Genomic DNA, 23,650 nt, shown 5'->3' with positions numbered 1-23,650 from the left:
TCGGAGCCCCACCCTCACGACCGCACGTGCTCGCGATCGCCCATCCCGGCCCGGCCCCGGCGAGGCCGCCCCTTCCCCGTGAGCCGTCAGCCCAGGTGGCCGCGGACCTCCGCCGCCGCCTCGTCCCCGTACGCCTTGGTGAAGCGCTCCATGAAGCCCGCGCGGCTCAGCGTGTACTCCTGCGTGCCCAGCGTCTCGATGACCAGGGTCGCCAGCATGCAGCCGATCTGGGCCGCGCGCTCCAGGCCCACGCCCCACGCCAGGCCGGAGAGGAAGCCCGCACGGAACGCGTCGCCGACGCCCGTCGGGTCGACCTTCGCGTCCTCCTCCGGGACGCCGACCTCGATCGGGTCCAGGCCGAGCTTCTCGATGCGCACGCCGCGCGAGCCCAGCGTGGTGACGCGGTGGCCGACCTTGGCGAGGATCTCGGCGTCCGTCCAGCCGGTCTTCGACTCGATGAGGCCCTTCTCGTACTCGTTGGAGAAGAGGTACGTGGCGCCTTCGAGGAGCGTGCGGATGTCGTCGCCCGACATGCGCGCGATCTGCTGCGAGAAGTCGGCGGCGAAGGGGATGGTGCGGGAGCGGCACTCCTCCGTGTGACGGAGCATCGCCTCCGGGTCGTCCGCGCCGATCAGGACGAGGTCCAGGCCGCCGACGCGGTCGGCCACCGACTTCAGCTCGATCTGGCGGGCCTCGCTCATCGCGCCCGTGTAGAAGGAGCCGATCTGGTTGTGGTCGGAGTCCGTGGTGCACACGAAGCGGGCCGTGTGCAGGACCTCGGAGATCCGGACGGAGGCGGTGTCCACGCCGTGGCGGTCGAGCCAGGCGCGGTACTCGTCGAAGTCCGAGCCGGCCGCGCCGACCAGGATCGGCTTGGTGCCGAGCTGTCCCATGCCGAAGCAGATGTTGGCGCCCACTCCCCCGCGCCGTACGTCGAGGTTGTCGACGAGGAAGGAGAGGGAGACCGTGTGCAGCTGGTCCGCGACCAGTTGGTCGGCGAAACGGCCGGGGAAGGTCATGAGGTGGTCGGTGGCGATGGAGCCGGTGACTGCGATACGCACGGCGGGGCTGCTCCCTGTGGTGATGACCGGAAGAAGACGATGACAGCAGCCCAAACTACCGGGTCGCGCTCGAACGGCCGAAGAGGCAAAACTACCCGATAGTAGGGCTTTTTTCGTGAGGTCGCAGGTGCATACGGTGCAAGGAGTCCGGGGTTCCGCGAATCCGGCGGGCCCCTAGAGCACGGGAGCTCCTCGCATGCCGAAGCAGATCGTCCGTACCGCTGCCACCGTCACCGCCCCCGGCACCGCCTCTGTCACCGTCTCTGTCGAAGTGGACGGCGGGTGGGCACAGTTGCGGGGCGACTGCGCGCGCATGGTGGCGCACTGGTCGGTGCCCGCGGCCGTCGCCGAGAGCGTGCCCGCGTCGCTGATCCACGGTGTCGTGGTGCCGTCGGCCTCTGCGCGGCTGGTGGGGGCGATGCCCGAGTACGGGGCCTGAGCGGGGACGGGGCCGCCGCCCCGGGAACCGGAAGGTCGCTCGCGCCGTCCCATCGGTGTCTCCTGTAAAGGGGGCGTCCGCATCAGCCGCCCCGCGCGGGCGCAGGCGAAGGAGCAACCCGGTGAGCAGCGAGCAGCAGGCGCGACCCACTCCCCGTCGACGGCTGTCCCCGCTGGCCGCCGCCTCCGTGGCGGCTGCGGTGCTGCTGGTCGGAGGCGGGGGCGCGTACTGGGCGTCCACCGCGGGCGACGGCGGCGCGGGCAGCCCCGGTGAGCCCGGCGGCCCCGGGGGCAACCCTCCGCCGCTGGCGCTCAACGGCCATACGGACGCGGGTTCCGGCGGCGCGGATTCCGGTGGTACGTCGTCCGGGCCGACCGGCAGCGGTCCCGTCGGGATCGCCCCCGGTGAGCCCGATCCGAACGGCGGCGGCTTCGGCCGGGTGGTGTACCGGGCGGCCGGGAAGCTGCCGGACGGGCCGGGTTCCGCCCCGGTGTACCGGGCGCAGGGCGCGGTCGGCGCCGACGAGGTGAGCCGGCTGGCGAAGGCGCTCGGCGTCTCGGGCGCCCCGCGGCTGAGCGGTGGTTCCTGGCTGGTGGGGGCGCTGCCCGACGGTTCCGGCAGTCAGCTGCGGGTGAGTGAACGGGCGCCCGGCACCTGGACGTTCGCGCGCGCACCGCAGGCGAAGGGCAGCACCGACTGCGTCCGGGGCAAGCGGTGCGTGTCGGGCACGCCGGTGGACGAGGCGGCCGCGAAGAAGGCGGCGGCTCCGGTACTGAAGGCGCTGGGTCTCGGTGACGCGAAGCTGGACGCGGGGCAGGTGCTGGGCGGTGCGCGGGTGGTCAACGCGGATCCGGTGGTCGGCGGGCTGCCGACGTACGGCTGGACGACCGGGATCCCGGTCGGGCCCGACGGCAGTGTGGTGGGCGGCAGCGGGCAGCTGAAGGGCCTCAACAAGGGCGCCGAGTACCCGGTGGTGGGCGCGGGGAAGGCCCTGGAGCTGCTCAACGGGGCCGGGCGGGGCGTGACCCCGCCGAAGACCACCGACTGCACGGGTCCCGTACCGGTGAGGGAGACGAAGGGGACGGACCTCGCGGTGGAGCCGGTGGAGCCCGCGCCTCCGCGGGGGAAGATCCTGCCGTGCGAGCCGCGCCAGGTGCCGCAGCGGACGGTGACGGTCGGCTCGGCGGTCTTCGGCCTGGCCGCGCAGTACGCGGACGGGCAGCGGATGCTGGTGCCGTCCTGGCTGTTCCGGGTGGCTCCGGCGGGCGGCGAGGCGCCGTACACGGTGACGTACCCGGCGGTGGAGCCGAAGTTCCTGGTGGAGCCCGCGCCGCCGAAGAGCGATCCGACGGCAGGCCCCTCGACGGACCCCACGGCCGGTCCTGGGACCACTCCCGACCGGCATGTCGAGTCGTACCGTACGGACGGCCGGAAGCTCTCCCTGACCTTCTGGGGCGGCGTGTGCAGCGACTACGCGGCGAAGGCGGTCGAGGACGGCGGCTCGGTGAAGGTGCGGATCGTCGAGACGCATCCGGACCCGAAGCGGATCTGCATCGCGCTCGCGAAGAAGCTCACGGAGTCGGTGACGCTGGAGAAGCCCCTGGAGGGGCGGAGCGTGGTGGGCGAGGACGGGAAGGCCGTGCCGAAGGGCTGAGCCCGGCCGGGCCCGTGTCCGCGCGGCCCGTACCCGCGTGCGTACGCATGACGAAGGCGGTTGCCCCGGATCTGGGATCCCGGGGCAACCGCCTTCGTCGTCCTGCTAGTTGAACGAGTCGCCGCAGGCGCAGGAGCCCGTGGCGTTCGGGTTGTCGATCGTGAAGCCCTGCTTCTCGATGGTGTCGACGAAGTCGATGGAGGCACCGCCCAGGTACGGGGCGCTCATCCGGTCGGTGACGACCTTCACTCCGTCGAAGTCCTTGAGGACGTCGCCGTCGAGCGAGCGCTCGTCGAAGAAGAGCTGGTACCGCAGGCCCGAACAGCCACCGGGCTGCACGGCGACGCGGAGTGCCAGGTCGTCCCGGCCTTCCTGGTCGAGCAGGGCCTTGACCTTGGCCGCGGCGGCGTCGGACAGGAGAATGCCGTCGCTCACGGTGGTCTTGTCGTCCTGAACGGACATCTACATCTCTCCCGGGTTGTACGGACTGCTTGCCGACGGTTGCAACCGGCGGGGCCGCGGATTCATTCCGGGCCTGAGCGTCTGTCTTGTCCTTTCATGCTCGCACACCCCGCCCCTCGGGGGACGTGGGCGGTGTGACGGGAACCCGCCCGGGAACCGCCCAGGACCCGCCCCGGGTCCGCCCAGGGTCCACCCCGGGTCCGTCCAGGGCTCCGTCCAGGGGTCCCGTCCAGGGGTCCGTCCCAGGGCCGCCCGGGACCCGTCCGGGGAATTCGTCAAATCGACGAGATCGGCATCGTCAAAGTGACGTAAAGCAGTTATGATAGATAGCGTCATTTCGACGAAAAGGCCCCTCGTTCCTTCTTTCCCGGGCCCCTCTCGCAGCTCGCAGAACAGAAAGGGTGCGTGTCGTGACCACCGCCCAGCCCCGTCAGATCGACCTCGACGTCCAGCCGTCGCCCCTCGCCCTGCTGCTGCTCGGCCGCGAGGCCGACCCCAGGAGCGAGCGCGGCGTGGAGTGTCCCGGTGACCTGCCCTCGCCGTCCGACCCGGACCTGGTGGAGCGCGCCCGCGCGGCCAAGGAGAAGCTCGGGGACAAGGTCTTCGTGCTCGGCCACCACTACCAGCGCGACGAGGTCATCCAGTTCGCCGACGTGACGGGCGACTCCTTCAAGCTCGCGCGGGACGCCGCGAACAAGCCGGAGGCGGAGTACATCGTCTTCTGCGGCGTGCACTTCATGGCCGAGTCCGCGGACATCCTGACCTCCGACGACCAGAAGGTCGTACTGCCGGACCTGGCGGCGGGCTGCTCGATGGCCGACATGGCCACCGCCGAGCAGGTCGCCGAGTGCTGGGACGTGATCACGGACGCGGGTCTCGCGGAGACCGTCGTCCCCGTCTCGTACATGAACTCCTCGGCCGACATCAAGGCGTTCACCGGCAAGCACGGCGGCACCATCTGCACCTCGTCCAACGCCAAGCGCGCCCTGGACTGGGCGTTCGAGCAGGGCGAGAAGGTGCTCTTCCTCCCCGACCAGCACCTGGGCCGCAACACCGCGGTCCGCGACATGGGGATGTCGCTGGACGACTGCGTGCTCTACAACCCGCACAAGCCGAACGGCGGCCTGACCGTCGAGCAGCTGCGCAACGCCAGGATGATCCTGTGGCGCGGGCACTGCTCGGTGCACGGCCGGTTCTCGCTGGAGTCGGTGGAGGACGTACGGGCCCGGATTCCCGGCGTACGGGTCCTGGTCCACCCGGAGTGCAAGCACGAGGTCGTCGCGGCGGCGGACGAGGTCGGTTCGACGGAGTACATCATCAAGGCCCTGGACGCGGCCCCGGCCGGTTCCAAGTGGGCGATAGGCACCGAGCTGAACCTGGTCCGGCGGCTGGCGAACGCGCACCCGGACAAGGAGATCGTCTTCCTCGACAAGACGGTCTGCTTCTGCTCGACCATGAACCGCATCGACCTCCCCCACCTGGTGTGGACCCTGGAGTCGCTGGCCGAGGGCAATCTGGTCAACCGGATCGAGGTCGACCGGGAGACGGAGAGCTTCGCGAAGCTGGCGCTGGAGCGGATGCTGGCGCTCCCGTAGCGGACCCCGGGCCGATGAGTTTCGCTGGAAGGGACAGTCCACCTTTCAGCACCGTACGAAACGGCACCGTACGAAACGGCACCGTACGAAACGACTCGGCCCGAGGAGCGCAGGCACATGCTGTACATGATCCAGATGAACGTGGACGCCGGTCAGTGGGACAGCGTCATGTCCTCGTACGACCAGGACGACATGCAGGCGATGTTCGCCCACATGGAGGCCCTCAACCAGGAGCTGACCTCGGCGGGCGAGATGGTCGAGGCGCGCGGGCTCGGCGGGCCTGGGCTGGTCAAGACCGTGCGGGCGGGCTCCGACGGCAAGCCGCAGATCACCGAAGGACCGGCCGTGCAGGGCCCGATCCTCGCCGGGTACTGGGTGGTCGACGTCAAGAGCCCGGAGCGGGCGTACGAGATCGCGGCGCGCGCCTCCGCGTGTCCCGGCCCTGGCGGCAAGCCCGGCAACGACCCGGTCGAGGTGCACGCGATTCCGGAGGACCCGACGGCCTGACGGTCGCCGCGTCACACACATGAGTAAGGGGCACCCTCCAGGGAGGGTGCCCCTTACTCATGCTTCAGCGAGGATCAGCGGGATCAGACGGTCGCGGGCTCGCGGTCGTCGTCCTTCGCCTCGGTGCCGGCGCCGTCCGGCTTCGCACCGCCGCCCCGCTTGGCCGCCTTCTTCGCGGCACGGCGCTCCTTGCGGAGCTCCACCACGGCGTAGAGGGTCGGCACCAGCAGGAGGGTCAGCAGGGTCGACGTGATCAGACCGCCGATCACCACGATCGCGAGCGGCTTGGAGATGAAGCCGCCCTCGCCCGTGATGCCCAGTGCCATCGGGAGCAGCGCGAAGATCGTCGCGAGGGCCGTCATGAGGATCGGGCGGAGCCGGTGGCGGCCGCCCTCGACGACGGCTTCCACGACGCCCATGCCCTGCGCCCGGTACTGGTTGATCAGGTCGATCAGCACGATCGCGTTGGTGACCACGATGCCGATGAGCATCAGCATGCCGATCATCGCCGGGACGCCCATCGGGGTGCCGGTGGCGAGCAGCAGGCCGATCGCACCGGTCGCCGCGAACGGGATCGAGACCAGCAGGATCAGCGGCTGGATCAGCGACCTGAAGGTCGCGACCAGCAGCATGAAGACGATCGCGACGGCCGCCAGCATGGCCAGGAAGAGCTTGCCGAAGGTGTCGTCCATGTCGGCGGAGACACCGCCGATCGCGACGGTCGCGCCCTGGGGCAGGTCCGCCTTGATGTCGTTGATCTTCGACTGGAGCGCGGTGCCGACCGCGCCCGTGTTGTCGCCGACCGGCTTGGCGGTGACGGTCGCCGAGCGGGCGCCGTCGATGCGGGTCATCGAGACCGGGCCGTCGACGAGCTTGACGTCGGCGAGCTGTCCGAGGGTGACGCCCGGGCCGAGCGGCAGCTTCTTCAGCTCGTCCATCGTCGTCGCCGGCTTGGCGGACTTGATGACGATGTCGCGCTCGGTGCTGTCCAGCATGGCCTTGCCGGACGGGGTGCCGCGGACCGCCTGGGCGACGACCGCGCCGAGGGCGGCGTCGTTGAAGCCCGCCTCCGCGGCCTTCGGGGTGCCCTTGACGGAGATGCGCGGCACGGACCGGGCGAGGTCGCTCTGGACGTCGGTGACGTCCTTCAGACCGGCCACGGCGGAACGTACCTGCTCGGTCGCCTTGTTGAGGGTGTCCGAGTCGGCGGCCTTGACGACGACGCTCAGGTCCTGGCTGCCGAAGCCGCCACCCGCGCCGACCTTGGTGTCACCCGCGCCCTTGAGGGCGGCGAGCTTGTCCTCCAGCTCCTTGGTGGCCGCCTCGGTGTCCTCGGCGCTCTTCAGGGTGAGCTGGTACGAGGCCTGGTTGGCTCCGGAGCCGCCGCCGAAGGCCGCCATCATCCCGGCGGAGCCGACGTTGACCTGGTAGTCCTTCACCGTGTCGACGGACTCGATGACCTTCTCGACCTTGAGTGCCGCGGCGTTCGTGGCGTCCAGGCTGGTGCCCGGCTCCAGCTTCTGGGTGAGCGAGAGGGTGTCCTGCTCGCCCTGGTCGAAGAAGTTGGTCTTCAGGAGCGGGGCCATCGCGAACGTGCCGACGAGCACGACGAGGGCGATCGCCACGCTGACGAGGCGGCGCTTGGTCGCGAAGCGGAGCACGGGGACGTACATCCGCTGGAGGCGGCTCTTGTTCTCCTTCTCCTCGGAGCGGCGGCGCAGCTCGGCCGGGTCGACGCCCTCGGAGCCCTTCGGCGCGCGCAGGAACCAGTACGAGAAGACCGGGACCACGGTGAGGGAGACGAGCAGCGAGGCCAGCAGGGCGGCCGTCACCGTGATGGAGAACGAGCCGAAGAGCTGGCCGACCATGCCGCCCACGAGGCCGATCGGCAGGAACACCGCGACCGTGGTGAGCGTCGACGAGGTGACCGCGCCCGCGACCTCCTTGACGGCTGTGGTGATCGCCGAGTGGCGCTCCTCGCCGTACGAGAGGTGCCGCTTGATGTTCTCCAGGACGACGATCGAGTCGTCGACGACACGGCCGATCGCGATGGTCAGCGCGCCGAGGGTGAGGACGTTGAGGGACAGGTCCTTCGTCCACAGCACGATCAGCGCGAGGACCACCGAGAGGGGGATGGAGATCGCGGTGACCAGCGTCGAACGGATCGACGCCAGGAAGATCAGGATGATGACGACCGCGAAGGCCAGGCCGAGCGCGCCCTCGGTGGTGAGGCCGGAGATCGACTTGGAGACCGAGGGACCCTGGTCGAAGACGGTGGTCAGCTCGCTGCCGGAGCCGAGGCTCGCGCGCAGCTCGGGGAGCTTGTCCTTGACCGCGTCGGAGATGGCGACGGCGCTGCCGTCCTGGTCCATCGTGATCGAGACCGACAGGCTGGGCCTGCCGTTGGTACGGGTCAGGGAGGTGGCCGCGGCGGGCGTCTCCTTGACGGTGGCGACGTCACCGAGGCGTACGGGCCTGGGCGGGGTCTGGCCGGGGACGGCCTGACCGCTGACCCGCAGGTTCTCGATCTGCTTCAGCGAGGTGAGGTTGCCGCCGACCTGCACGGTGCGGCTCTTGCCGTCCTCGGCGAAGGCGCCGGCCGGGACGGTGGCGCCCGCCTGCTGGAGGGCCTGGCCGAGCGTCATCGCGTTGAGTCCGGCGGCGGCCAGCTTCGCGTCGTTCGGCGTGACGGCGACCTGGAGGTCCTGGACGCCGGCGACGGTGACCTGGCTGACGCCGTCGATGTTCTGCAGGACGGGGACGACGCCGCGGTCCAGCCGGTCGGCGAGCGCCTGCTGGTCCTGGTCCGAGGTCACGGCGAGCGTGACGGTCGGCAGGTCGTCGGTCGAACCGGCCACGACCTGCGGGTCGACGTCCTTGGGAAGCTGCGCCCTGGACCGGTTCACGGCCTGCTGGACGTCGGCGACGAGCTGCTTGGTGCCCTCGTCCCCGTAGTCGAACTGGGCCATGATCACGGCGGAGCCCTCGCTCGCCGTGGACGTCACGGACTCGATGCCGTCGACGGCCTTGAGGGAGTTCTCCAGCGGCTCGACGACCTGCTTCTCGACCACGTCCGGAGCGGCGCCCTGGTACGGGGCGATCACGGACACCATCGGAAGCTCGATCGTGGGCAGCAACTGCTGCTTGAGCTGCGGAATCGCGATCGCGCCGAACACGATCGCGACGATCGATATCAGCCCGATCAAGGCCCGCTGGGCGAGGCTGAACCTGGACAGCCAGGACATGGGTGGGGTCTCTCTTCTGTGGCGATCTGTGGCGAGCGAGGCAGACGGCCCCCGGAACAGGGGTCCGCGTGCGAGGCAGGCGGACGCGAGGGTCCTTTCATACGATCAGCCATCGGAAGAGGTCGATTCCTCGCTCCCAGGTCCCTTTCTCGACCGGGGTGTACCGCAGGCGCAGTACGTCGGGGTGCGACGTCACTCCACCCTTGGACGTACAAGGCCGGATTCGTACGCGAAAACCACCAGTTGTGCCCGGTCGCGGGCGCCGAGTTTCGCCATCGCGCGGTTGACGTGGGTCTTGACGGTGAGCGGGCTGACGACGAGGAGTTCGGCGATCTCGTCGTTGGAGTTGCCGCCCGCGACGTGGGCGAGGACCTCGCGTTCGCGGACGGTGAGGGTGGCGAGGCGGGCGGCGTGGGCGCCGTCGGCGGCCGGGGACGCGCCCGGGGAATCGCCCTGCTTGAGGAAGGTCGCGATGAGGCCCTTGGTCGCGGCGGGCGAGAGCAGGGCCTCGCCGCCGGCGGCGATCCGGATGGCGTTGAGGAGCTCGTCGGGCTCGGCGCCCTTGCCGAGGAAGCCGGAGGCGCCCGCCCTGATCGACTCGACGACGTACTCGTCCACCTCGAAGGTGGTCAGCATCACGACGTGCACGGCGGCGAGTTCGGGGTCGGCGCCGATCGCGCGGGTCGCGGCGAGGCCGTCGGTGCCGGGCATCCGGATGTCCATCAGGACGACGTCCGGCCGGTGCGCGCGGGCCAGTTCGAGGGCCTGGGCACCGTCGGCGGCCTCACCGACGACCTCCATGTCGGGCTCGGAGTCGACGAGTACGCGAAAGGCGCTGCGCAGGAGAGCCTGGTCGTCGGCGAGGAGGACCTTGATGGGAGGCATCGTGGGTGCGGGCGGTGACAAGGGCTGCTCGACGGTCATGGTGCGTGGTCCTCCCCCGGGCCGGACTGCGGACGGGCCGGTGGTTCGGCCCTGGTGGTGGGCGGCGTACCGGCCAACGCACCGGTTGTGTCGGGCAGGATCGCATGGACGCGGAAGCCGCCGCCGTAGCGGGGGCCCGCGGTGAGGGTGCCGCCGAGGGCGCCGACGCGTTCGTGCATGCCGATGAGGCCGTGACCGCCGCCGGCCTCGGGCGGCGGGGTCTCCGTACCGTCGTCGACGACGGTGACCTCGACGGACGTCCCGACCCGTACGACGCTGACCTCGGCCTTCGCGTCCGGGCCCGCGTGCTTGCGGACGTTGGTGAGGGCCTCCTGGATGATCCGGTACGCGGCCAGGTCGACGGAGGCGGCCAGCGACGCGTCGTCGGTACGGGCCAGCTCGACGGGGAGTCCCGCATTGCGGAACGTATCGAGGAGGCCGTCGAGGACGGCGAGCCCGGGGGCGGGTTCGGTGGGGGCCTGGGGTTCGCCGGACTGACGGAGCAGGCCGACGGTGGCGCGGAGTTCGTTGAGCGCGGACCGGCTGGCCTCGCGGACGTGCGCGAGGGCTTCCTTTGCCTGGTCGGGGCGCTTGTCCATGACGTGCGCCGCCACTCCCGCCTGGACGTTGACCAGGGCGATGTGGTGGGCGACGACGTCGTGCAGGTCGCGGGCGATCCGGAGCCGCTCCTCGGCGACCCGGCGCCTGGCCTCCTCCTCACGGGTCCGTTCGGCCCGCTCGGCGCGCTCCCTGATGGCGTCGATGAACGCGCGGCGGGAGCGGACCGCGTCGCCGGCGCTGGCGCCGATCCCCGTCCAGGCGAACAGCCCCAGGTTCCCCTGTGCGTACCAGGGCCCGTCGCTGAAGCACATCGCGGCGCCGGTGAGCCCGGCCATGGTGAGCAGACCGATGCGCCAGGTGGTGGGCCGGTCGGTGCGGGCGGCGACGGTGTAGAGCGCGACGACGGCGCTCATGGCGACGGGCGCGGGCGGGTCCACGGGCGCGAGGACGAACCCGGTGACGGTGAGCGCGCAGGTCACGGCCAGGACGGGCAGGGGCCGCCGACGGCGGTACACGAGGGTGGCGGCGGCCAGCACCATGAGGACGACACCGCGGACGCCGGGGGCACGGGTGCCGAAGGAGGGACCGTGCATGCCGTCGTGCGGATCGGCGAACGATCCGACGATCATGCACGCGAGGACGGTGGCCGCGAGGACGGCGTCGACGACGAGGGGGTGGGCGCGCAGCCAGGACCGGGTGCGGGGGAGGCCGGTGCGGAGGCTGGGGGCGGTCATGTTTTCACGGTACGGGGCCCTGGGGCGGGCGGCGGTGGGGGTGCGGGGGCGAGCAGGTGCGGTCGCGGAGGGGCGTGCCGCAGTGAGGGCCGCCCCCTTGCCCACCCGTCCCGCCCCCGGGGGGCGGCCCCGCTGCCCAAGAGGGCTAGGGGGCGGGGGCGGGGGCGGGGAACTTCAGCCGGGGATGAGGCCGTCGTCGGTGAGCATGGTGCGGACTTCCTCCAGCGTGGAGTCCGGAGCGGGGAGGATCAGTTCCGACGGCTCCAGGGAGTCGTCGGGAAGCGGCACGCCCAGAGTGCGTACCGCATCCAGGAGCGCCTCCAGCGTGCGCCGGAACCCCGGCCCGTCGCCGTTCTCCATCTCGGCCAGCAGTTCGTCGTCGAGAGTGTTGAGCTCGACGAAGTGGCTGTCGGCCAGATTGAGCTGGCCCTCGCCCATGATCCGTACGATCATGGCGCTCCTCCTCCTGCTCGTCGCACTACTGCTTGTCGAACCTGGGGTGGGACTGACCCTGATTCTGGCCCTGACCGGTGCCGGCCGCATCCTGCTGGCCGCCCTCGATGGCCTGCTGGGACGGACCGCCGGACAGTTCCGCCTTCATGCGCTGGAGCTCCAGCTCGACGTCCGTACCGCCGGAGAGGCGGTCCAGTTCGGCCTGGATGTCGTCCTTGGCGAGCCCGGACTGGTCGTCCAGCGCGCCCGAGGCGAGCAGCTCGTCGATCGCGCCCGCGCGGGCCTGCAGCTGCGCGGTCTTGTCCTCGGCGCGCTGGATCGCGACGCCGACGTCGCTCATCTCCTCGGAGATGCCGGAGAAGGACTCCGCGATCCGGGTCTGCGCCTGCGCCGCCGTGTAGGTGGCCTTGATGGTCTCCTTCTTCGTACGGAAGGCGTCGACCTTGGCCTGGAGGCGCTGCGCCGCGAGGGTCAGCTTCTCCTCCTCGCCCTGGAGCGTCTGGTGCTGCACCTCCAGGTCGGAGACCTGCTGCTGCAGCGCGGCACGGCGGGACAGGGCCTCGCGGGCGAGGTCCTCCCGGCCCAGTGCGAGGGCCTTGCGGCCCTGGTCCTCCAGCTTGGAGGACTGGCTCTGCAACCCGTTGAGCTGCAGTTCGAGGCGCTTGCGCGACGTCGCCACGTCGGCGACTCCCCTGCGTACCTTCTGGAGCAGCTCAAGCTGCTTCTGGTACGAGTAATCCAGCGTCTCCCGCGGGTCTTCGGCCCGGTCAAGGGCCTTGTTCGCCTTCGCGCGGAAGATCATCCCCATACGCTTCATGACACCGCTCATGGGCTTCGCGCGCCCCCTTCTGACGGACTCAGGCTCCTGGCCACTCCACAGACCCCACAGTACGGGCCCTGCCTCCATTACCGCACTGTTCCGGCTCCGATGTGCTCCTCCTCCAGGACGACTGTGCGCGGGCGGGCTCGGGCGTAGGGAGTAGGAGAGACCCTGGTACGCACCCGGCCGTGGCCGTGGGGGCGCACCCGGCCGGGCCGTGGGGACGCACTCGGCCGGGCCGTGGAGACGCGTCCGGGCGGGGCCGTACGGGCGCAGCTGTTGCCGGATCGTTCCCCTCCACGCTGGGGTCCGTGCGCCGCACCCCGTACCCTTGGGTTTTGTGTTCCGTAGCCGTGCCAACTCCAGCGCTGAGAAGACCGCCGCCACCGACAAGGTGACTGCCGACCTCTCCAAGCAGCCCCGTGACCCGCAGGCGCCCAAGGGGCGCCCCACCCCCAAGCGCGCCGTCGCGCAGTCGCAGCGCCGCAGCGCCGTGACCCAGCCGGCGAACCGCAAGGAGGCGATGAAGCGCCAGCGGGAAGCCCGCCGTGCCGACCTCGCCAAGCAGCGGGAGGCCCTTGCCAGTGGTGACGAGCGGTACCTGCCCATCCGCGACAAGGGTCCGGTGCGCCGCTTCGTCCGCGACTACGTCGACTCGCGCTTCTGCGTGGCGGAGTTCTTCCTGCCGATGGCAGTGGTCATCCTCGTCATGAGCATGATCCAGGTCGGCAACCTGCAGACGATCTCGCTGCTGCTGTGGATGATCGTCATCGCGCTGATCGTGCTCGACTCGATCGGCCTGTTCATCCGCCTCAAGAAGCAGCTGAACACGCGCTTCCCCGACGAGCCCAAGCGCGGCGCCGTGGCCTACGGCCTGATGCGCTCGCTCCAGATGCGCCGTCTGCGTCTTCCGAAGCCGCAGGTCAAGCGTGGAGAGCGACCCTGAGCCGGGACATCCCCCACGCTCCGGAAGCCTCGTCGACCGCCGCTGTGGCGGGTTTCGACGGGGCTTCCGCCACATGGCTGGCCGGTCTGGGGGGACTGCGCAACAGGGTCAGGCAGGAACTGGTCGCCCGCCAGCTCGACGAGCAGATATCCGGCCGCTTCCCGGTCGGACGGCGGCTGCGGATACTCGACGTCGGCATGGGGCAGGGCACCCAGGCACTGCGGCTCGCCCGCGCCGGGCACAAGGTGACGGGACTGGAGGCCGACGCCGGGATGCTGGCGACGGCCCGCGAGGCGCTGGCCGCGGAGCCCGCCGGGATCCGCGAGCGGGTCCGGCTCATACAGGGCGACGGCCGCGACACCGGTGTGCACTTCCTGCCGGGCAGCTTCGACGTGGTGCTGTGCCACGGGGTGCTGATGTACGTCCAGGAACCGGACGCCCTGGTGGCGGGCCTGGCCCGGATGCTGGCGCCCGGCGGACTGCTGTCCCTGCTCGTACGGAACGCCGATGCGCTGGCCATGCGGCCCGCGCTCGCCGGGGACTGGGCGGGGGCGCTCGGAGCGCTCGACACGGATGCGTACACCAATCGGCTGGGGCTGCCGGTGCGGGCGGACCGGCTCGACGCGCTGACCGCGACGCTCGCCGGGATCGCGGCCCCGCTGCACGCCTGGTACGGGGTGCGGGTCTTCACCGACAACGTGCCGAACGAGGCACCGCCGCTCCCCGAGGAGGAGCTGGCGCAGGTGCTCGCCCTGGAGGACAGGGCGGGGCGGACGGACCCGTACCGGAGAGTGGCGGCGCTGCTGCATCTGTGCGGGGTACGGGGATGAGGGGCGTGGAGTCCGTGGGATTCGGGGCCCGGGCCGGTCAGGTACGCACCCCGGCTTTGCGTCTTCTTTAACGTGGCCACGACAACCGAGAAGACCGGAGACCCGGTCAGCACGCCCAAACTCCCTGCGCGCGAGACCTGGCGCGCCCTCTACCAGCACTTCCGTCCGCACCGCTGGGCCGTCGCGCTCGGTGCACTGTTCACGCTGGTCGGCGCGGCGAGCGGGCTGGCGCAGCCGCTCGCCGCCATGGCACTCGTCGAACGGCTCGGCGAGGACAAGTCGATCGTCGGCCTCCTGCTGCTGCTCACGGCGATCGTGGTGCTCGGCACCGCGATCGCTTCCGTCGGTTCGTACGTGCTGGAACGCACCGCGGAGACGGTGGTCCTGGTCGCCCGCCGCAACCTGATCGGCAGGCTGCTGCGGCTTCGGGTGCCCGAGGTGGAGCGCACCCAGCCCGGCGACCTGATGTCCCGGGTCACCTCCGACACCACGCTGCTGCGCTCGGTCACCACGAGCTCGATCGTCTCGGCGGCGACCGGCAGCCTGACCTTCCTCGCGACGATCGCGCTGATGGCGGTCCTGGACCCGGTGCTGCTCGGGGTCACGCTCGGGGTGATCGTGCTGATCGGCGGGGCCGTCGGGTTCGTCATGCCGAAGATCGCGCAGGCGACGAAGCAGTCGCAGGAGGCGGTCGGGGCGATCTCGACCGTGCTGGAGCGCACCTTCGGCGCCTTCCGTACGGTCAAGGCCTCGGGCGCCGAGGCGCGCGAGGCGGCGGTCGTGGAGGGTGCCGCGCAGGAGGCCTGGCGGCACGGGGTGCGGTCCGCCAAGTGGCAGGCGCTGGCGGGGAGTTCGGTCGGACTCGCGGTCCAGATGTCGTTCCTGGCGGTGCTCGGGATAGGCGGGGCCCGGGTCGCTTCGGGGTCGATCTCGGTGGCCACGCTGATCGGCTTCCTGCTCTACCTCTTCTATCTGATCGACCCGATCAGCCAGATGGTGCAGGCGGTCACCGAGTACCAGGTGGGCTCGGCGGCGGTGGCCCGGATCGTGGAGGCGGAGAAGCTGGACGTGGAGGAGCCGGGGACGGCGCTCGCCCCGGTGGGGGGCGGGCCCGCGAAGGTCGCCTTCGAGGGCGTCGCCTTCCGCTACCGGGACGACCTTCCGTACGTCCACCACGGCGTCGACTTCGACGTGCCGGGCGGCGGCATGACCGCCTTCGTCGGTCCCTCGGGGGCCGGCAAGACGACCGTCTTCGGGCTGATCGAGCGCTTCTACGAGGCGACGGGCGGGCGGGTGCTGGTCGACGGCCGCGACGTACGGGACTGGCCGCTCGCCGAACTGCGCGCCGCCATCGGGTACGTGGAGCAGGACGCGCCGGTGCTGGCGGGGACGCTGCGCGAGAACCTGGTGTTCGCCGCGCCGGACGCCACGGACGAGGCGATACGGGAAGTGCTGGTCAAGGCCCGGCTGGACGGGCTGGTGGACCGACTGCCCGACGGTCTGGAGACGGTGGTCGGGCACCGGGGGTCCAAGCTGTCGGGCGGCGAGCGGCAGCGCGTGGCGATCGCGCGGGCACTGCTGCGGGGACCTCGGCTGCTGCTCCTCGACGAGGCGACCTCGCAGCTCGACGCGGTCAACGAGCTGGCGCTGCGGGACGCGGTCGCGGAGGCGGCGCGGGAGACGACGGTGCTGGTGGTGGCGCACCGGCTGTCGACGGTGACGCTCGCGGACCGGATCGTGGTGATGGACGCGGGGAAGGTACGGGCAGTGGGCACGCATGCGGAACTGGTGGCGGGGGACTCGCTGTACGGGGAGCTGGCGGCCACGCAGTTCCTGCACGCGGAGTCGGCTGCGCAGCCGGCGGCCCAGTCGGCGAGCGAGCCGGCGGCGCCCGCCCTCCCGACCCCCTGATCGGCCCCTTTCGGCGGGCCGTGCCGTACGGACCGAAGGGACACTCCAGTCATGGACGACCGTTCGCTGTACCGCGACCCTGCACGCCGCACCTCCGCGCACCGAGATTCCGTACGTCGGCGGGTGCTGGTGCCGCTGAGCGTCTGCTCCGTGGTGCTGGCGGGGGCGGGGTTGGCGGGGTGCTCGGATCCGGCGCCGAAGGACGCGGCCCGCGCTTCCGCTTCCGCCTCCGCCTCCGCGTCCACGTCCGCGTCCTCCTCCCCGTCGCGTGCGTCCGGCACCCGGGAGCTGGAGGAGGACTACCAGCGGGTGATCAAGGACGTACTGCCGTCGGTCGTCCAGATCGACGCACGGAGCGGGCTCGGGTCCGGGGTCGTGTACGACGACAGGGGCCATGTCGTCACCAACGCCCATGTGGTGGGCGACGAGAAGGAGTTCAAGGTCACCGTCGCCACCAGGGGCGGTGAGCCGATGACGGCGAAGCTGGTGGCGGCGTACCCGGAGCAGGACCTGGCCGTCATCAAGCTGGAGAAGGTGCCGGACGGACTGCGGGCGGCCCGCTTCGGGGACTCGGCGAAGGTGGAGGTCGGGCAGATCGTCCTCGCCATGGGCAGCCCGCTGGGACTGTCCAGCAGCGTCACCCAGGGCATCGTCTCGGCGGTCGGCCGCACGGTCAGCGAACCCCGGCAGGGCGGCGGCACCGGGGCCACCATCGGGAACATGGTGCAGACGTCCGCCGCGATCAACCCCGGCAACAGCGGGGGCGCGCTGGTCGACCTGGACGGCCGGGTCATCGGCATCCCGACGCTCGCAGCGACGGATCCGCAGCTCGGGGGTTCGGCGGCGCCCGGCATCGGGTTCGCGATCCCGGCGTCGATGGTGCGGACGGTCGCCGACCAGATCATCAAGGACGGCAAGGTCACGGATTCGGGCCGCGCGGCGCTGGGGATTTCCGGGCGGACGGTCCTGGACGACAGGTTCCAGCCGGCGGGGGTGGCGGTGGCCTCGGTCCAGAAGGACGGGGCGGCGGCGAGGGCCGGGATCGAGGCGGGGGACATTCTGGTCGCCTTCGGCGGGCGGCCTCTGACCACGATCACTTCGCTGAGCGAGGCGCTGGCTTCTTCGAAGCCGGGGGCGAGGGTGAGGGTCGCCTATCAGCGGGACGGGGTGGAGAAGGGGGCGGAGGTGACGCTGGGCGAGATGTGAGGGCCGCTTGGGCGCGGGGCGGGGCGGGGCGGGGTAGAACGGTGCGGGCCGGGCCGGTGGTCGTCGTGCGGGTGCGTTGTGGCTGGTCGCGCCCACGCGGCGGAGCCGCATATCCAGTACGGCCCCGCGCCCCTAAAAGCCTGCCCCCCTTGGCCCGGCCTGCCCCCCTTGGCCCGGCCCGCCCCCGCCCCGTCTACCCCTCCGCGTTCAGGCTCATCGGGCCGTACACCTTCGTCCCGTCCTCCGACAGGATCACCTGCGCGGCCCCGCCCTCCAGCAGGTCCTTCCAGACCTCGCCGAGCCAGGACTCCGCATCGCCCTGAGTGGTGAACTCCTCCGGTTCCACCGCCGGTTGGACCTCGGTCCCGCCCGCCGTCTCGAATCGCCACGTCCACGCCATGTACGCCTCCCGGGTCGTCTCGATGCTTTCCGCAGCGTAGCCGGGCGCGCAGCGCGCACAAGGACGCGGGAGGATCGACCCGTGGAACTGACTCTCCTCGGCACGGCCGCGCCCGCCGGACTCCCCCGCCCCGACTGCCCCTGCGCGACCTGCGCCACCGCCCGCGCCGCGCACGCGCGCGGTGCCACCTCGCTGCTGGTGGACGGGGCGCTGCTGCTCGATCTGACGCCGGGAGCCGCGCTGGCCGCAGCCCGGGCGGGGCAGTCCCTCGGGGGCGTACGGCAGGTACTGCTCACGCATCCGCACAACGGGCCGCCCGTCGAGCTCCCGCCGGGGCTGCCGCGGGCCGGACGGGTGCCGGACGGACAGGAGTTGACGCTGATCAGCGGGCACCGGGTGCGGGCCGTGCCGATGGACTCCCCCGGGACGGGGTACGAGGTGACGTCGGCGGAGGGCGACCGGCTGCTGTACCTGCCGCAGGGCGGCTCGCCCGCGGGCGAGGGCGGCGTGCGCCCGTACGACCTGGTGGTGATGGACGTGCTCGGGCGGCCGGACGCGCTGGCCAAGCTGCGCGGGTGGGGTGCGGTCGCCGGGACGACGGACGTGGTCGCCGTACATCTGGATCACGGGGTGCCGGGACCGGCGGAGACCGCCAGGCGGCTGGCCGCGCTCGGCGCCAGGGCCGTGCCGGACGGGACGACGCTCGTGGTCGGCGAGTACCAGGACGTGCCCGACGTGCCCCGGCGCACCCTCGTACTGGGCGGGGCCCGGTCGGGGAAGTCGGTGGAGGCCGAGCGGCGCCTTGAGGGCTTCCCGGGGGTCGTGTACGTGGCGACCGGCGGACGGCGGGACGGCGACCGGGAGTGGGCCGAGCGGATCGGGCTGCACCGGGAGCGGCGGCCGGGCAGCTGGCGCACCGAGGAGACGTGCGAGCTGGTGGGGCTGCTGGGCGAGGACGGACCGCCGTTGCTGATCGACTGCCTGGCGCTGTGGCTGACGGACGCGATGGACCGGGTCGGCGCGTGGGACGACGAGAAGTGGGCCGCGGACGGGCAGCGGGCGCTGCGGGAGCGGACCGGGGAGCTGGTGCGGGCGCTGCGGGAGACCCGGCGGACGGTCGTCGCGGTGAGCAACGAGGTGGGCTCGGGGGTCGTTCCGGCGACGGCGAGCGGCCGGCGCTTCCGGGACGAACTGGGGCGGCTGAACACGACGTTCGCGGCGGAGTGCGAGCAGGTGCTGCTGGTGGTGGCGGGACAGGCGCTGGTGCTGCGCTGAGCGGGCCGCCGAGCGGGCCCCGCCGGGACCCGCTGCGGGGACCGTCGGGAGGGCCGCCGCGGGGACCGCCGCGAGGACCGCCATGGGGACTGCCGAGAGGACCCGCAGGGAGGTCTCAGGATTACCCCGTTCGGCCGGTACTGTTCGGCGAATGAGCGCGCTGAATCTCGACGACTTCTCCGACCTGATCGAACGCCCCGACAGCGGCGTCCGGCGTGATGCCGAGGACCGCCGGGAGCGCCTCGCCGTGGCGCCCGGCACGCTCGGCAGGCTCGACGAGCTGGGCGAGTGGCTGGCCGCCGCCCAGGGGGCCGTGCCGGTCAGGCCCGTGGAGCGGGCGAAGGTGGTGCTGTTCGCCGGTGACCACGGGGTGGCCTCGCTGGACGTGTCCGCGCGCGAGGCCGGTTCCGCGTACCGGCTGGTGCGGGCGGCACTGGACGGCGAGAGCCCGGTGGCCGTGCTGGCCCGGCGGCTCGGCGTGCCGGTGCGGATCGTCGACGCCGGTCTCGACTGCGATCCCGCGCTGCTGCCCGACGAGGTCGTGCGGCACCGGGTGCGGCGCGGTTCGGGACGCATCGACGTCGAGGACGCGCTGACGCCGGAGGAGGCCGAGGCCGCCGTACGCCTCGGCATGGCGATCGCGGACGAGGAGGCCGACTCCGGGACCGATCTCGTGGTGCTCGGGGACCTGAGCGTCGGCGGTACGACCGTCGCGGCCACGCTCGTCGCCGCGCTGTGCGGCACGGACGCGTCGGTGGTCACCGGGCGCGGCGGCGCCCACATCGACGACCTGGCGTGGATGCGCAAGTGCGCGGCGGTGCGGGACTCGCTGCGGCGGGCCAGGCCGGTGCTCGGCGACCAGCTGGAGCTCCTGGCCGCCGTGGGCGGTGCGGACCTGGCGGCGGCGACCGGGTTCCTGCTCCAGTGCGCGGTGCGCCGTACGCCCGTGATCCTGGACGGCGTGGTGTCGGCGGCGTGTGCGCTGGTCGCGCAGCGTGCCGCGTTCCGGGCGCCGGACTGGTGGCTGGCGGGGCACGCCAGCGGCGAGCCCGCGCAGGCGAAGGCGCTGGACCGGATGGCGCTCAACCCTCTGATCGACCAGGGCGTCACTGTGGGTGAAGGAACTGGGGCATTGCTGGCACTTCCGCTGGTGCAGGCCGCCGCCGCGCTGGCCGCGGAGCTGCCGGTGCGGGAGGAGGCGGCCGAGGACGCCGAGGACATCAAGGATGTCGCGGCGGAGGCGGGCGGCGCGGACGGCGCGGGCAGTGCGGACGCCATGGGCTGAGTCGCCCGGTGCGGCCGGATGACACCGGCCGCGCACGGATCCGGCGGGGTCCTCCGGCCAAGCACGATGCCCCATATCATCGCTTTTTATGGGAGATGTCCGCTTGGCCACCGAAGAACCACCCAAGGCACCCGCGGCACGGCGGAGCACACCACTGACCCGGCGCAGTGCGGGCTTCGCCGTCTGGTACCTGCGCGTCGTGACGTTCATCTGCTTCCTGAGCGCCGTGTGGGTGTCCCTCGGCAATGACCTGCGGCGGCACAACGACGGCGACCACTTCACCCCGTACCTGCTGACGGCCGGATTCGCCGCGGGCCTGTTCGCGCTGGTCATGGCGGTCACCCTGCGGCGCCGCAAGCGGGCGGCGTGGCTCCTCAACACGGCGCTCAGCGGACTGCTGTTCCTGCTGTTCGCGCTGGTGATGGTCTTCCCCGAGGTCAGGAAGTACCCGCACAACTGGGTCTCCCTCGCCCTCACCGGCGCCTTCTTCGTGGCACTGCTGCTCGGCCGGCGCGAGTTCTACGCGAAGGGCGACCGGTCGAACCCCAAGCTGGCCACCGCCGTCGCCGTCGGCGGGCTGCTGGTCACCTCACTGCTGGCCGCACTGCTGGTCACCGTCACGAACACCGCCTCGCACGGGGCGGGCTCCTCGACGTTCCTGGAGCGCTGGCGGTACGGGGTGGCCCGGCTGATCACCATCGCCGCGCCCGACACCCAGTTCGCCGGGATCCTGACGCCGGGCTGGGTCGACGTCACGATCAACATCATGAGCACGGCGCTGCTGATCGGCGTCCTGCTGGCCGCGTTCCGCTCCCGCCGCGCCGTCGACCCGCTGTCCGAGGAGGACGAGGAGAAGCTGCGGGCGCTCCTGGACAAGCAGGGCGACCGCGACTCGCTGGGGTACTTCTCGCTGCGCCGCGAGAAGAGCGTCGTCTGGTCGCCGACGGAGAAGGCGGCGGTGACGTACCGCGTGGTGGGCGGGGTCTCGCTCGCCTCCGGCGACCCGATCGGCGACCCGGAGGCCTGGCCGGGGGCGATCGAGCCGTGGCTGGCGGAGGCCCGCGCGCACGGCTGGGTGCCGGCCGTGATGGGCGCGAGCGAGGAGGCCGGCACGATCTACGCACGGCACGGTCTGGACGCGCTGGAGCTCGGCGACGAGGCGATCGTGGAGACCGCCGAGTTCACCCTGGAGGGGCGCGCGATGCGCACCGTGCGGCAGGCGTACAACCGGGTGAAGCGGGCCGGGTACGAGGTCCGCATCCGGCGCCACGAGGAGATCCCCGAGGCCGAGATGGCCGAGCTGCTGCGCAAGGCCGACGACTGGCGCGACGGTGAGACCGAGCGCGGCTTCTCGATGGCGCTGGGGCGGCTGGGCGACCCGGGCGACGGGCGCTGCGTGATGCTGGAGTGCACGGACGGCACGGGCGAGCTGCGGGCCGTGCTCAGCTTCGTGCCGTGGGGGCCCAAGGGGCTCTCCCTCGACCTCATGAGGCGCGACCGGGACTCCGAGAACGGGCTGATGGAGTTCATGGTGATCGAGCTCCTGCAGCGCGCCGGAGAGATCAAGATCACTCAGGTGTCGCTGAACTTCGCGATGTTCCGCTCGGTCTTCGAACGTGGTTCACGACTCGGTGCGGGACCGGTGCTGAGGCTGTGGCGCTCCCTGCTGAGCTTCTTCTCGCGCTGGTGGCAGATCGAGTCGTTGTACCGGGCGAACGCCAAGTACCGACCGATCTGGGAGCCTCGATTCATGCTCTTCGAGAAGAGTGCCGACCTACTGCGCATCGGCATCGCCGCCGGGCGCGCCGAAGGCTTCCTGGAAGCCCCCGGTCTGCCCAAGTGGATGCACCGCAAGCACCTGGGGACGGGAAAGAGACGTTGACGGACACGATCGCCCGCGCCTCCTCGATGCGGCGGTTCGCCCACCGCGAGTGGGGCCGGCTGTACGCGCGCGTGCGCGAGGCGCTGGTCGCGCGCAAGTGGCGGGCGATCCCGCTGACGCTGGCGTCGATCGTGCTGACGTCGGTGTTCCAGGCCGTGCAGAACCAGTCCTGGGGCTACCAGTTCGTCCAGGACATCGGGGCGCTGCGGGCGGGCGACCCGCTGCTGCCGTCGCTCCTGCGCACCCCGCTGTCGCTGTTCGTACCGGCGCTGAACCTGCCGGTGTGGGGGGCGCTGGCACAGGTGCTGCTGGTGTTCGGCATCGCGGAGATCTGCCTGGGCCGCGCGAAGACCCTCTTCATCGCGTACGTCGCCACCCTGTCCGGCACGATGTACGCCCGCCTGGGTGTCGCCCTGGGCCCCGACCATCCGCTCGGGCTGCCCGAGATCGACAGGACGGTGGTGGACACCGGCCCCTCGGCCGCGGTGGTCGGGCTCGCGCTGTACGTGTGCTGGCGGTACGGCGCGCGGTGGACGGCCGCGGCGGTCGTCGTGGCGATGGTGGTCGAGGTGATCGTCAAGACGAACCTGGCGGGCAAGGAGCACATCGCGGCGCTGCTGGGCGTCCTCGTACTGATGCTGGTCGAGGGTGCGGTGCGCAGAGGGCGCGGGCGGCGCGCTCAGGGCTTGGGCGACGGGGCTCCGCCGATCCAGTCCTGAAGGGCGCGGGTGGGCCGGGACCAGCGGCGGTCGTGCCGGTAGACCCGGCGCATCGCCCGCGCCCTGGCCCTGGGGCGGCGGCGGTAGAAGCGGCGCGCCCAGGGCGAGTTGGGGCGGGCCAGGCGGATCGCGCCGACCATGCCGACGAAGGGGACCACGATCCCGAACAGAGCGGTGCGCACCTTGCCCTTGAACAGAGCGATCACCGACCACATCCCGTTGAGGACGACGTTCAGGAAGACCAGCCCGCGGCTGTGCAGTTCGTCCGGCGTCATGTCGTTCACACCGAAGGGCAGGGAGCCGGTGAGCACCACCAGCACCAGGGCGGCGGTGAGGACCACGATCTCGACGCTGGTGCGGCCCTGTTCGGACCAGTAGACGTCGTCGAGGTGGAGGATCAGCGCGAACTCGTCGAGCACGAGACCCGCGCCCGTGCCGAAGATGACCGCGCAGATCGCCGCCCCCACGCCGTGCCGCCCGCTGGCGACGGCGCCGAAGCCGCCGATGGTGGTGAGGACGACGCCGGGGACGACGTGGTGGATGTGCATGCCGCCGGGGGTGACGTTGCGGAAGGGGCCCTTGCCGGCCCGGATCATGCGGGTGATGGTGCGGGTGACCAGGAAGGACAGCACGAAGGAGAGCAGGGCGAGGAAGAGCGGGAGCTTGCCGGGCTCGACGATGTTCCGGTACAGCCAGTGACCCATGCCACCCACTCCGCTTTGTCTCATTTACCCGTCATGC

The 23,650-nt window shown here is 71.7% G+C and carries 21 protein-coding genes; 12 read left to right on the top strand and 9 right to left on the bottom strand.

All coding sequences use genetic code 11. From position 1 onward, the window contains the following. Positions 1–86: 86 nt before the first annotated feature. Positions 87–1,061: a carbohydrate kinase family protein gene (locus tag ACH4SP_RS16845; RefSeq protein ID WP_398415447.1), complete on the bottom strand. Its 975-nt coding sequence runs from the start codon at positions 1,059–1,061 to the stop codon at positions 87–89. A 196-nt stretch (positions 1,062–1,257) separates the two neighbouring features. Between ACH4SP_RS16845 and ACH4SP_RS16840 the strand changes: the two genes are divergently transcribed. Both ACH4SP_RS16840 and ACH4SP_RS16835 read left to right on the top strand, forming a co-directional pair. Continuing rightward, complete coding sequence (locus ACH4SP_RS16840) at positions 1,258–1,500, top strand: hypothetical protein (RefSeq protein ID WP_398415445.1); 243 nt, start codon at positions 1,258–1,260, stop codon at positions 1,498–1,500. 121 nt (positions 1,501–1,621) lie between these two features. After that, the gene (locus ACH4SP_RS16835; RefSeq protein ID WP_398415443.1) at positions 1,622–3,154 is read left to right on the top strand and encodes a hypothetical protein; all 1,533 of its coding nucleotides are present in this window, start codon (positions 1,622–1,624) and stop codon (positions 3,152–3,154) included. A 105-nt stretch (positions 3,155–3,259) separates the two neighbouring features. Here the strand turns inward: ACH4SP_RS16835 and ACH4SP_RS16830 are convergent, their stop codons facing one another. Continuing rightward, on the bottom strand, positions 3,260–3,616 hold the full coding sequence (locus ACH4SP_RS16830; protein WP_266654790.1) for an iron-sulfur cluster assembly accessory protein: 357 nt from the start codon (positions 3,614–3,616) through the stop codon (positions 3,260–3,262). A 401-nt stretch (positions 3,617–4,017) separates the two neighbouring features. Here ACH4SP_RS16830 and nadA point away from each other — a divergent pair, with 401 nt between their 5' ends. Together nadA and ACH4SP_RS16820 are read left to right on the top strand one after the other, a co-directional pair. Beyond that, a complete protein-coding gene (gene nadA / locus ACH4SP_RS16825) occupies positions 4,018–5,211 on the top strand; it encodes a quinolinate synthase NadA (RefSeq protein ID WP_398415440.1) in 1,194 nt (397 codons plus the stop codon). Between the two features lie 117 nt (positions 5,212–5,328). Next, entirely contained in the window at positions 5,329–5,718 is a 390-nt protein-coding gene (locus ACH4SP_RS16820) for a YciI family protein (RefSeq protein WP_398415438.1), read from the top strand. A gap of 83 nt (positions 5,719–5,801) precedes the next feature. On the opposite strand, the gene ACH4SP_RS16815 is transcribed toward ACH4SP_RS16820, so the two are convergent. The 5 genes from ACH4SP_RS16815 to ACH4SP_RS16795 form a co-directional block, all read right to left on the bottom strand. After that, positions 5,802–8,963, bottom strand: a complete 3,162-nt coding sequence (locus tag ACH4SP_RS16815) for an efflux RND transporter permease subunit (RefSeq protein WP_398415436.1) — start codon at positions 8,961–8,963, stop codon at positions 5,802–5,804. A gap of 192 nt (positions 8,964–9,155) precedes the next feature. Then, a complete protein-coding gene (locus ACH4SP_RS16810) occupies positions 9,156–9,887 on the bottom strand; it encodes a response regulator (RefSeq protein WP_398415434.1) in 732 nt (243 codons plus the stop codon). Continuing rightward, positions 9,884–11,182: a sensor histidine kinase gene (locus ACH4SP_RS16805; RefSeq protein ID WP_398415432.1), complete on the bottom strand. Its 1,299-nt coding sequence runs from the start codon at positions 11,180–11,182 to the stop codon at positions 9,884–9,886. Before ACH4SP_RS16805 ends, ACH4SP_RS16810 begins: the two co-directional genes overlap by 4 nt. Positions 11,183–11,356: 174 nt before the next feature. After that, the gene (locus ACH4SP_RS16800) at positions 11,357–11,635 is read right to left on the bottom strand and encodes a hypothetical protein (RefSeq protein WP_398415431.1); all 279 of its coding nucleotides are present in this window, start codon (positions 11,633–11,635) and stop codon (positions 11,357–11,359) included. Between the two features lie 25 nt (positions 11,636–11,660). Continuing rightward, the gene (locus tag ACH4SP_RS16795; RefSeq protein ID WP_398415429.1) at positions 11,661–12,464 is read right to left on the bottom strand and encodes a PspA/IM30 family protein; all 804 of its coding nucleotides are present in this window, start codon (positions 12,462–12,464) and stop codon (positions 11,661–11,663) included. Positions 12,465–12,795: 331 nt separating this feature from the next. On the opposite strand from ACH4SP_RS16795, the gene ACH4SP_RS16790 reads away from it, so the two are divergent. The 4 genes from ACH4SP_RS16790 to ACH4SP_RS16775 all read left to right on the top strand — a co-directional run bounded on the left by ACH4SP_RS16790 (position 12,796) and on the right by ACH4SP_RS16775 (position 17,348). Then, positions 12,796–13,401: a DUF3043 domain-containing protein gene (locus tag ACH4SP_RS16790; protein WP_398415427.1), complete on the top strand. Its 606-nt coding sequence runs from the start codon at positions 12,796–12,798 to the stop codon at positions 13,399–13,401. A 95-nt stretch (positions 13,402–13,496) separates the two neighbouring features. Beyond that, on the top strand, positions 13,497–14,231 hold the full coding sequence (locus ACH4SP_RS16785; protein WP_398416284.1) for a class I SAM-dependent methyltransferase: 735 nt from the start codon (positions 13,497–13,499) through the stop codon (positions 14,229–14,231). Positions 14,232–14,303: 72 nt separating this feature from the next. Continuing rightward, positions 14,304–16,142, top strand: coding sequence for an ABC transporter ATP-binding protein (locus tag ACH4SP_RS16780; protein ID WP_398415424.1), 1,839 nt, complete (start codon positions 14,304–14,306; stop codon positions 16,140–16,142). Positions 16,143–16,193: 51 nt separating this feature from the next. Continuing rightward, the gene (locus ACH4SP_RS16775; protein ID WP_398415422.1) at positions 16,194–17,348 is read left to right on the top strand and encodes a S1C family serine protease; all 1,155 of its coding nucleotides are present in this window, start codon (positions 16,194–16,196) and stop codon (positions 17,346–17,348) included. A gap of 193 nt (positions 17,349–17,541) precedes the next feature. Here ACH4SP_RS16775 and ACH4SP_RS16770 read toward each other — a convergent pair whose 3' ends face one another. Beyond that, positions 17,542–17,748 carry a hypothetical protein gene (locus tag ACH4SP_RS16770; protein WP_398415419.1) on the bottom strand — a complete coding sequence of 69 codons (207 nt, stop codon included), beginning with the start codon at positions 17,746–17,748 and terminating at the stop codon, positions 17,542–17,544. Positions 17,749–17,829: 81 nt separating this feature from the next. Here ACH4SP_RS16770 and ACH4SP_RS16765 point away from each other — a divergent pair, with 81 nt between their 5' ends. The 4 genes from ACH4SP_RS16765 (at position 17,830) to ACH4SP_RS16750 (ending at position 22,909) form a co-directional block, all read left to right on the top strand. Continuing rightward, positions 17,830–19,023, top strand: a complete 1,194-nt coding sequence (locus tag ACH4SP_RS16765) for a bifunctional adenosylcobinamide kinase/adenosylcobinamide-phosphate guanylyltransferase (protein WP_398415418.1) — start codon at positions 17,830–17,832, stop codon at positions 19,021–19,023. Between the two features lie 151 nt (positions 19,024–19,174). Next, a complete protein-coding gene (gene cobT / locus ACH4SP_RS16760) occupies positions 19,175–20,308 on the top strand; it encodes a nicotinate-nucleotide--dimethylbenzimidazole phosphoribosyltransferase (protein WP_398415416.1) in 1,134 nt (377 codons plus the stop codon). An 88-nt stretch (positions 20,309–20,396) separates the two neighbouring features. Further along, a complete protein-coding gene (locus ACH4SP_RS16755) occupies positions 20,397–22,190 on the top strand; it encodes a phosphatidylglycerol lysyltransferase domain-containing protein (RefSeq protein ID WP_398415414.1) in 1,794 nt (597 codons plus the stop codon). Between the two features lie 26 nt (positions 22,191–22,216). After that, positions 22,217–22,909, top strand: a complete 693-nt coding sequence (locus tag ACH4SP_RS16750; RefSeq protein WP_398416282.1) for a hypothetical protein — start codon at positions 22,217–22,219, stop codon at positions 22,907–22,909. Here ACH4SP_RS16750 and ACH4SP_RS16745 read toward each other — a convergent pair. Further along, entirely contained in the window at positions 22,870–23,613 is a 744-nt protein-coding gene (locus ACH4SP_RS16745; protein ID WP_398415413.1) for a hypothetical protein, read from the bottom strand. The genes ACH4SP_RS16750 and ACH4SP_RS16745 overlap by 40 nt on opposite strands. Positions 23,614–23,650 lie beyond the last annotated feature (37 nt).

The organism is Streptomyces sp. NPDC021093 (genome assembly GCF_044333135.1).
In the GTDB taxonomy this organism is placed as follows: Bacteria; Actinomycetota; Actinomycetes; order Streptomycetales; family Streptomycetaceae; genus Streptomyces.
This window is presented reverse-complemented; position numbering and strand designations above follow the sequence as displayed.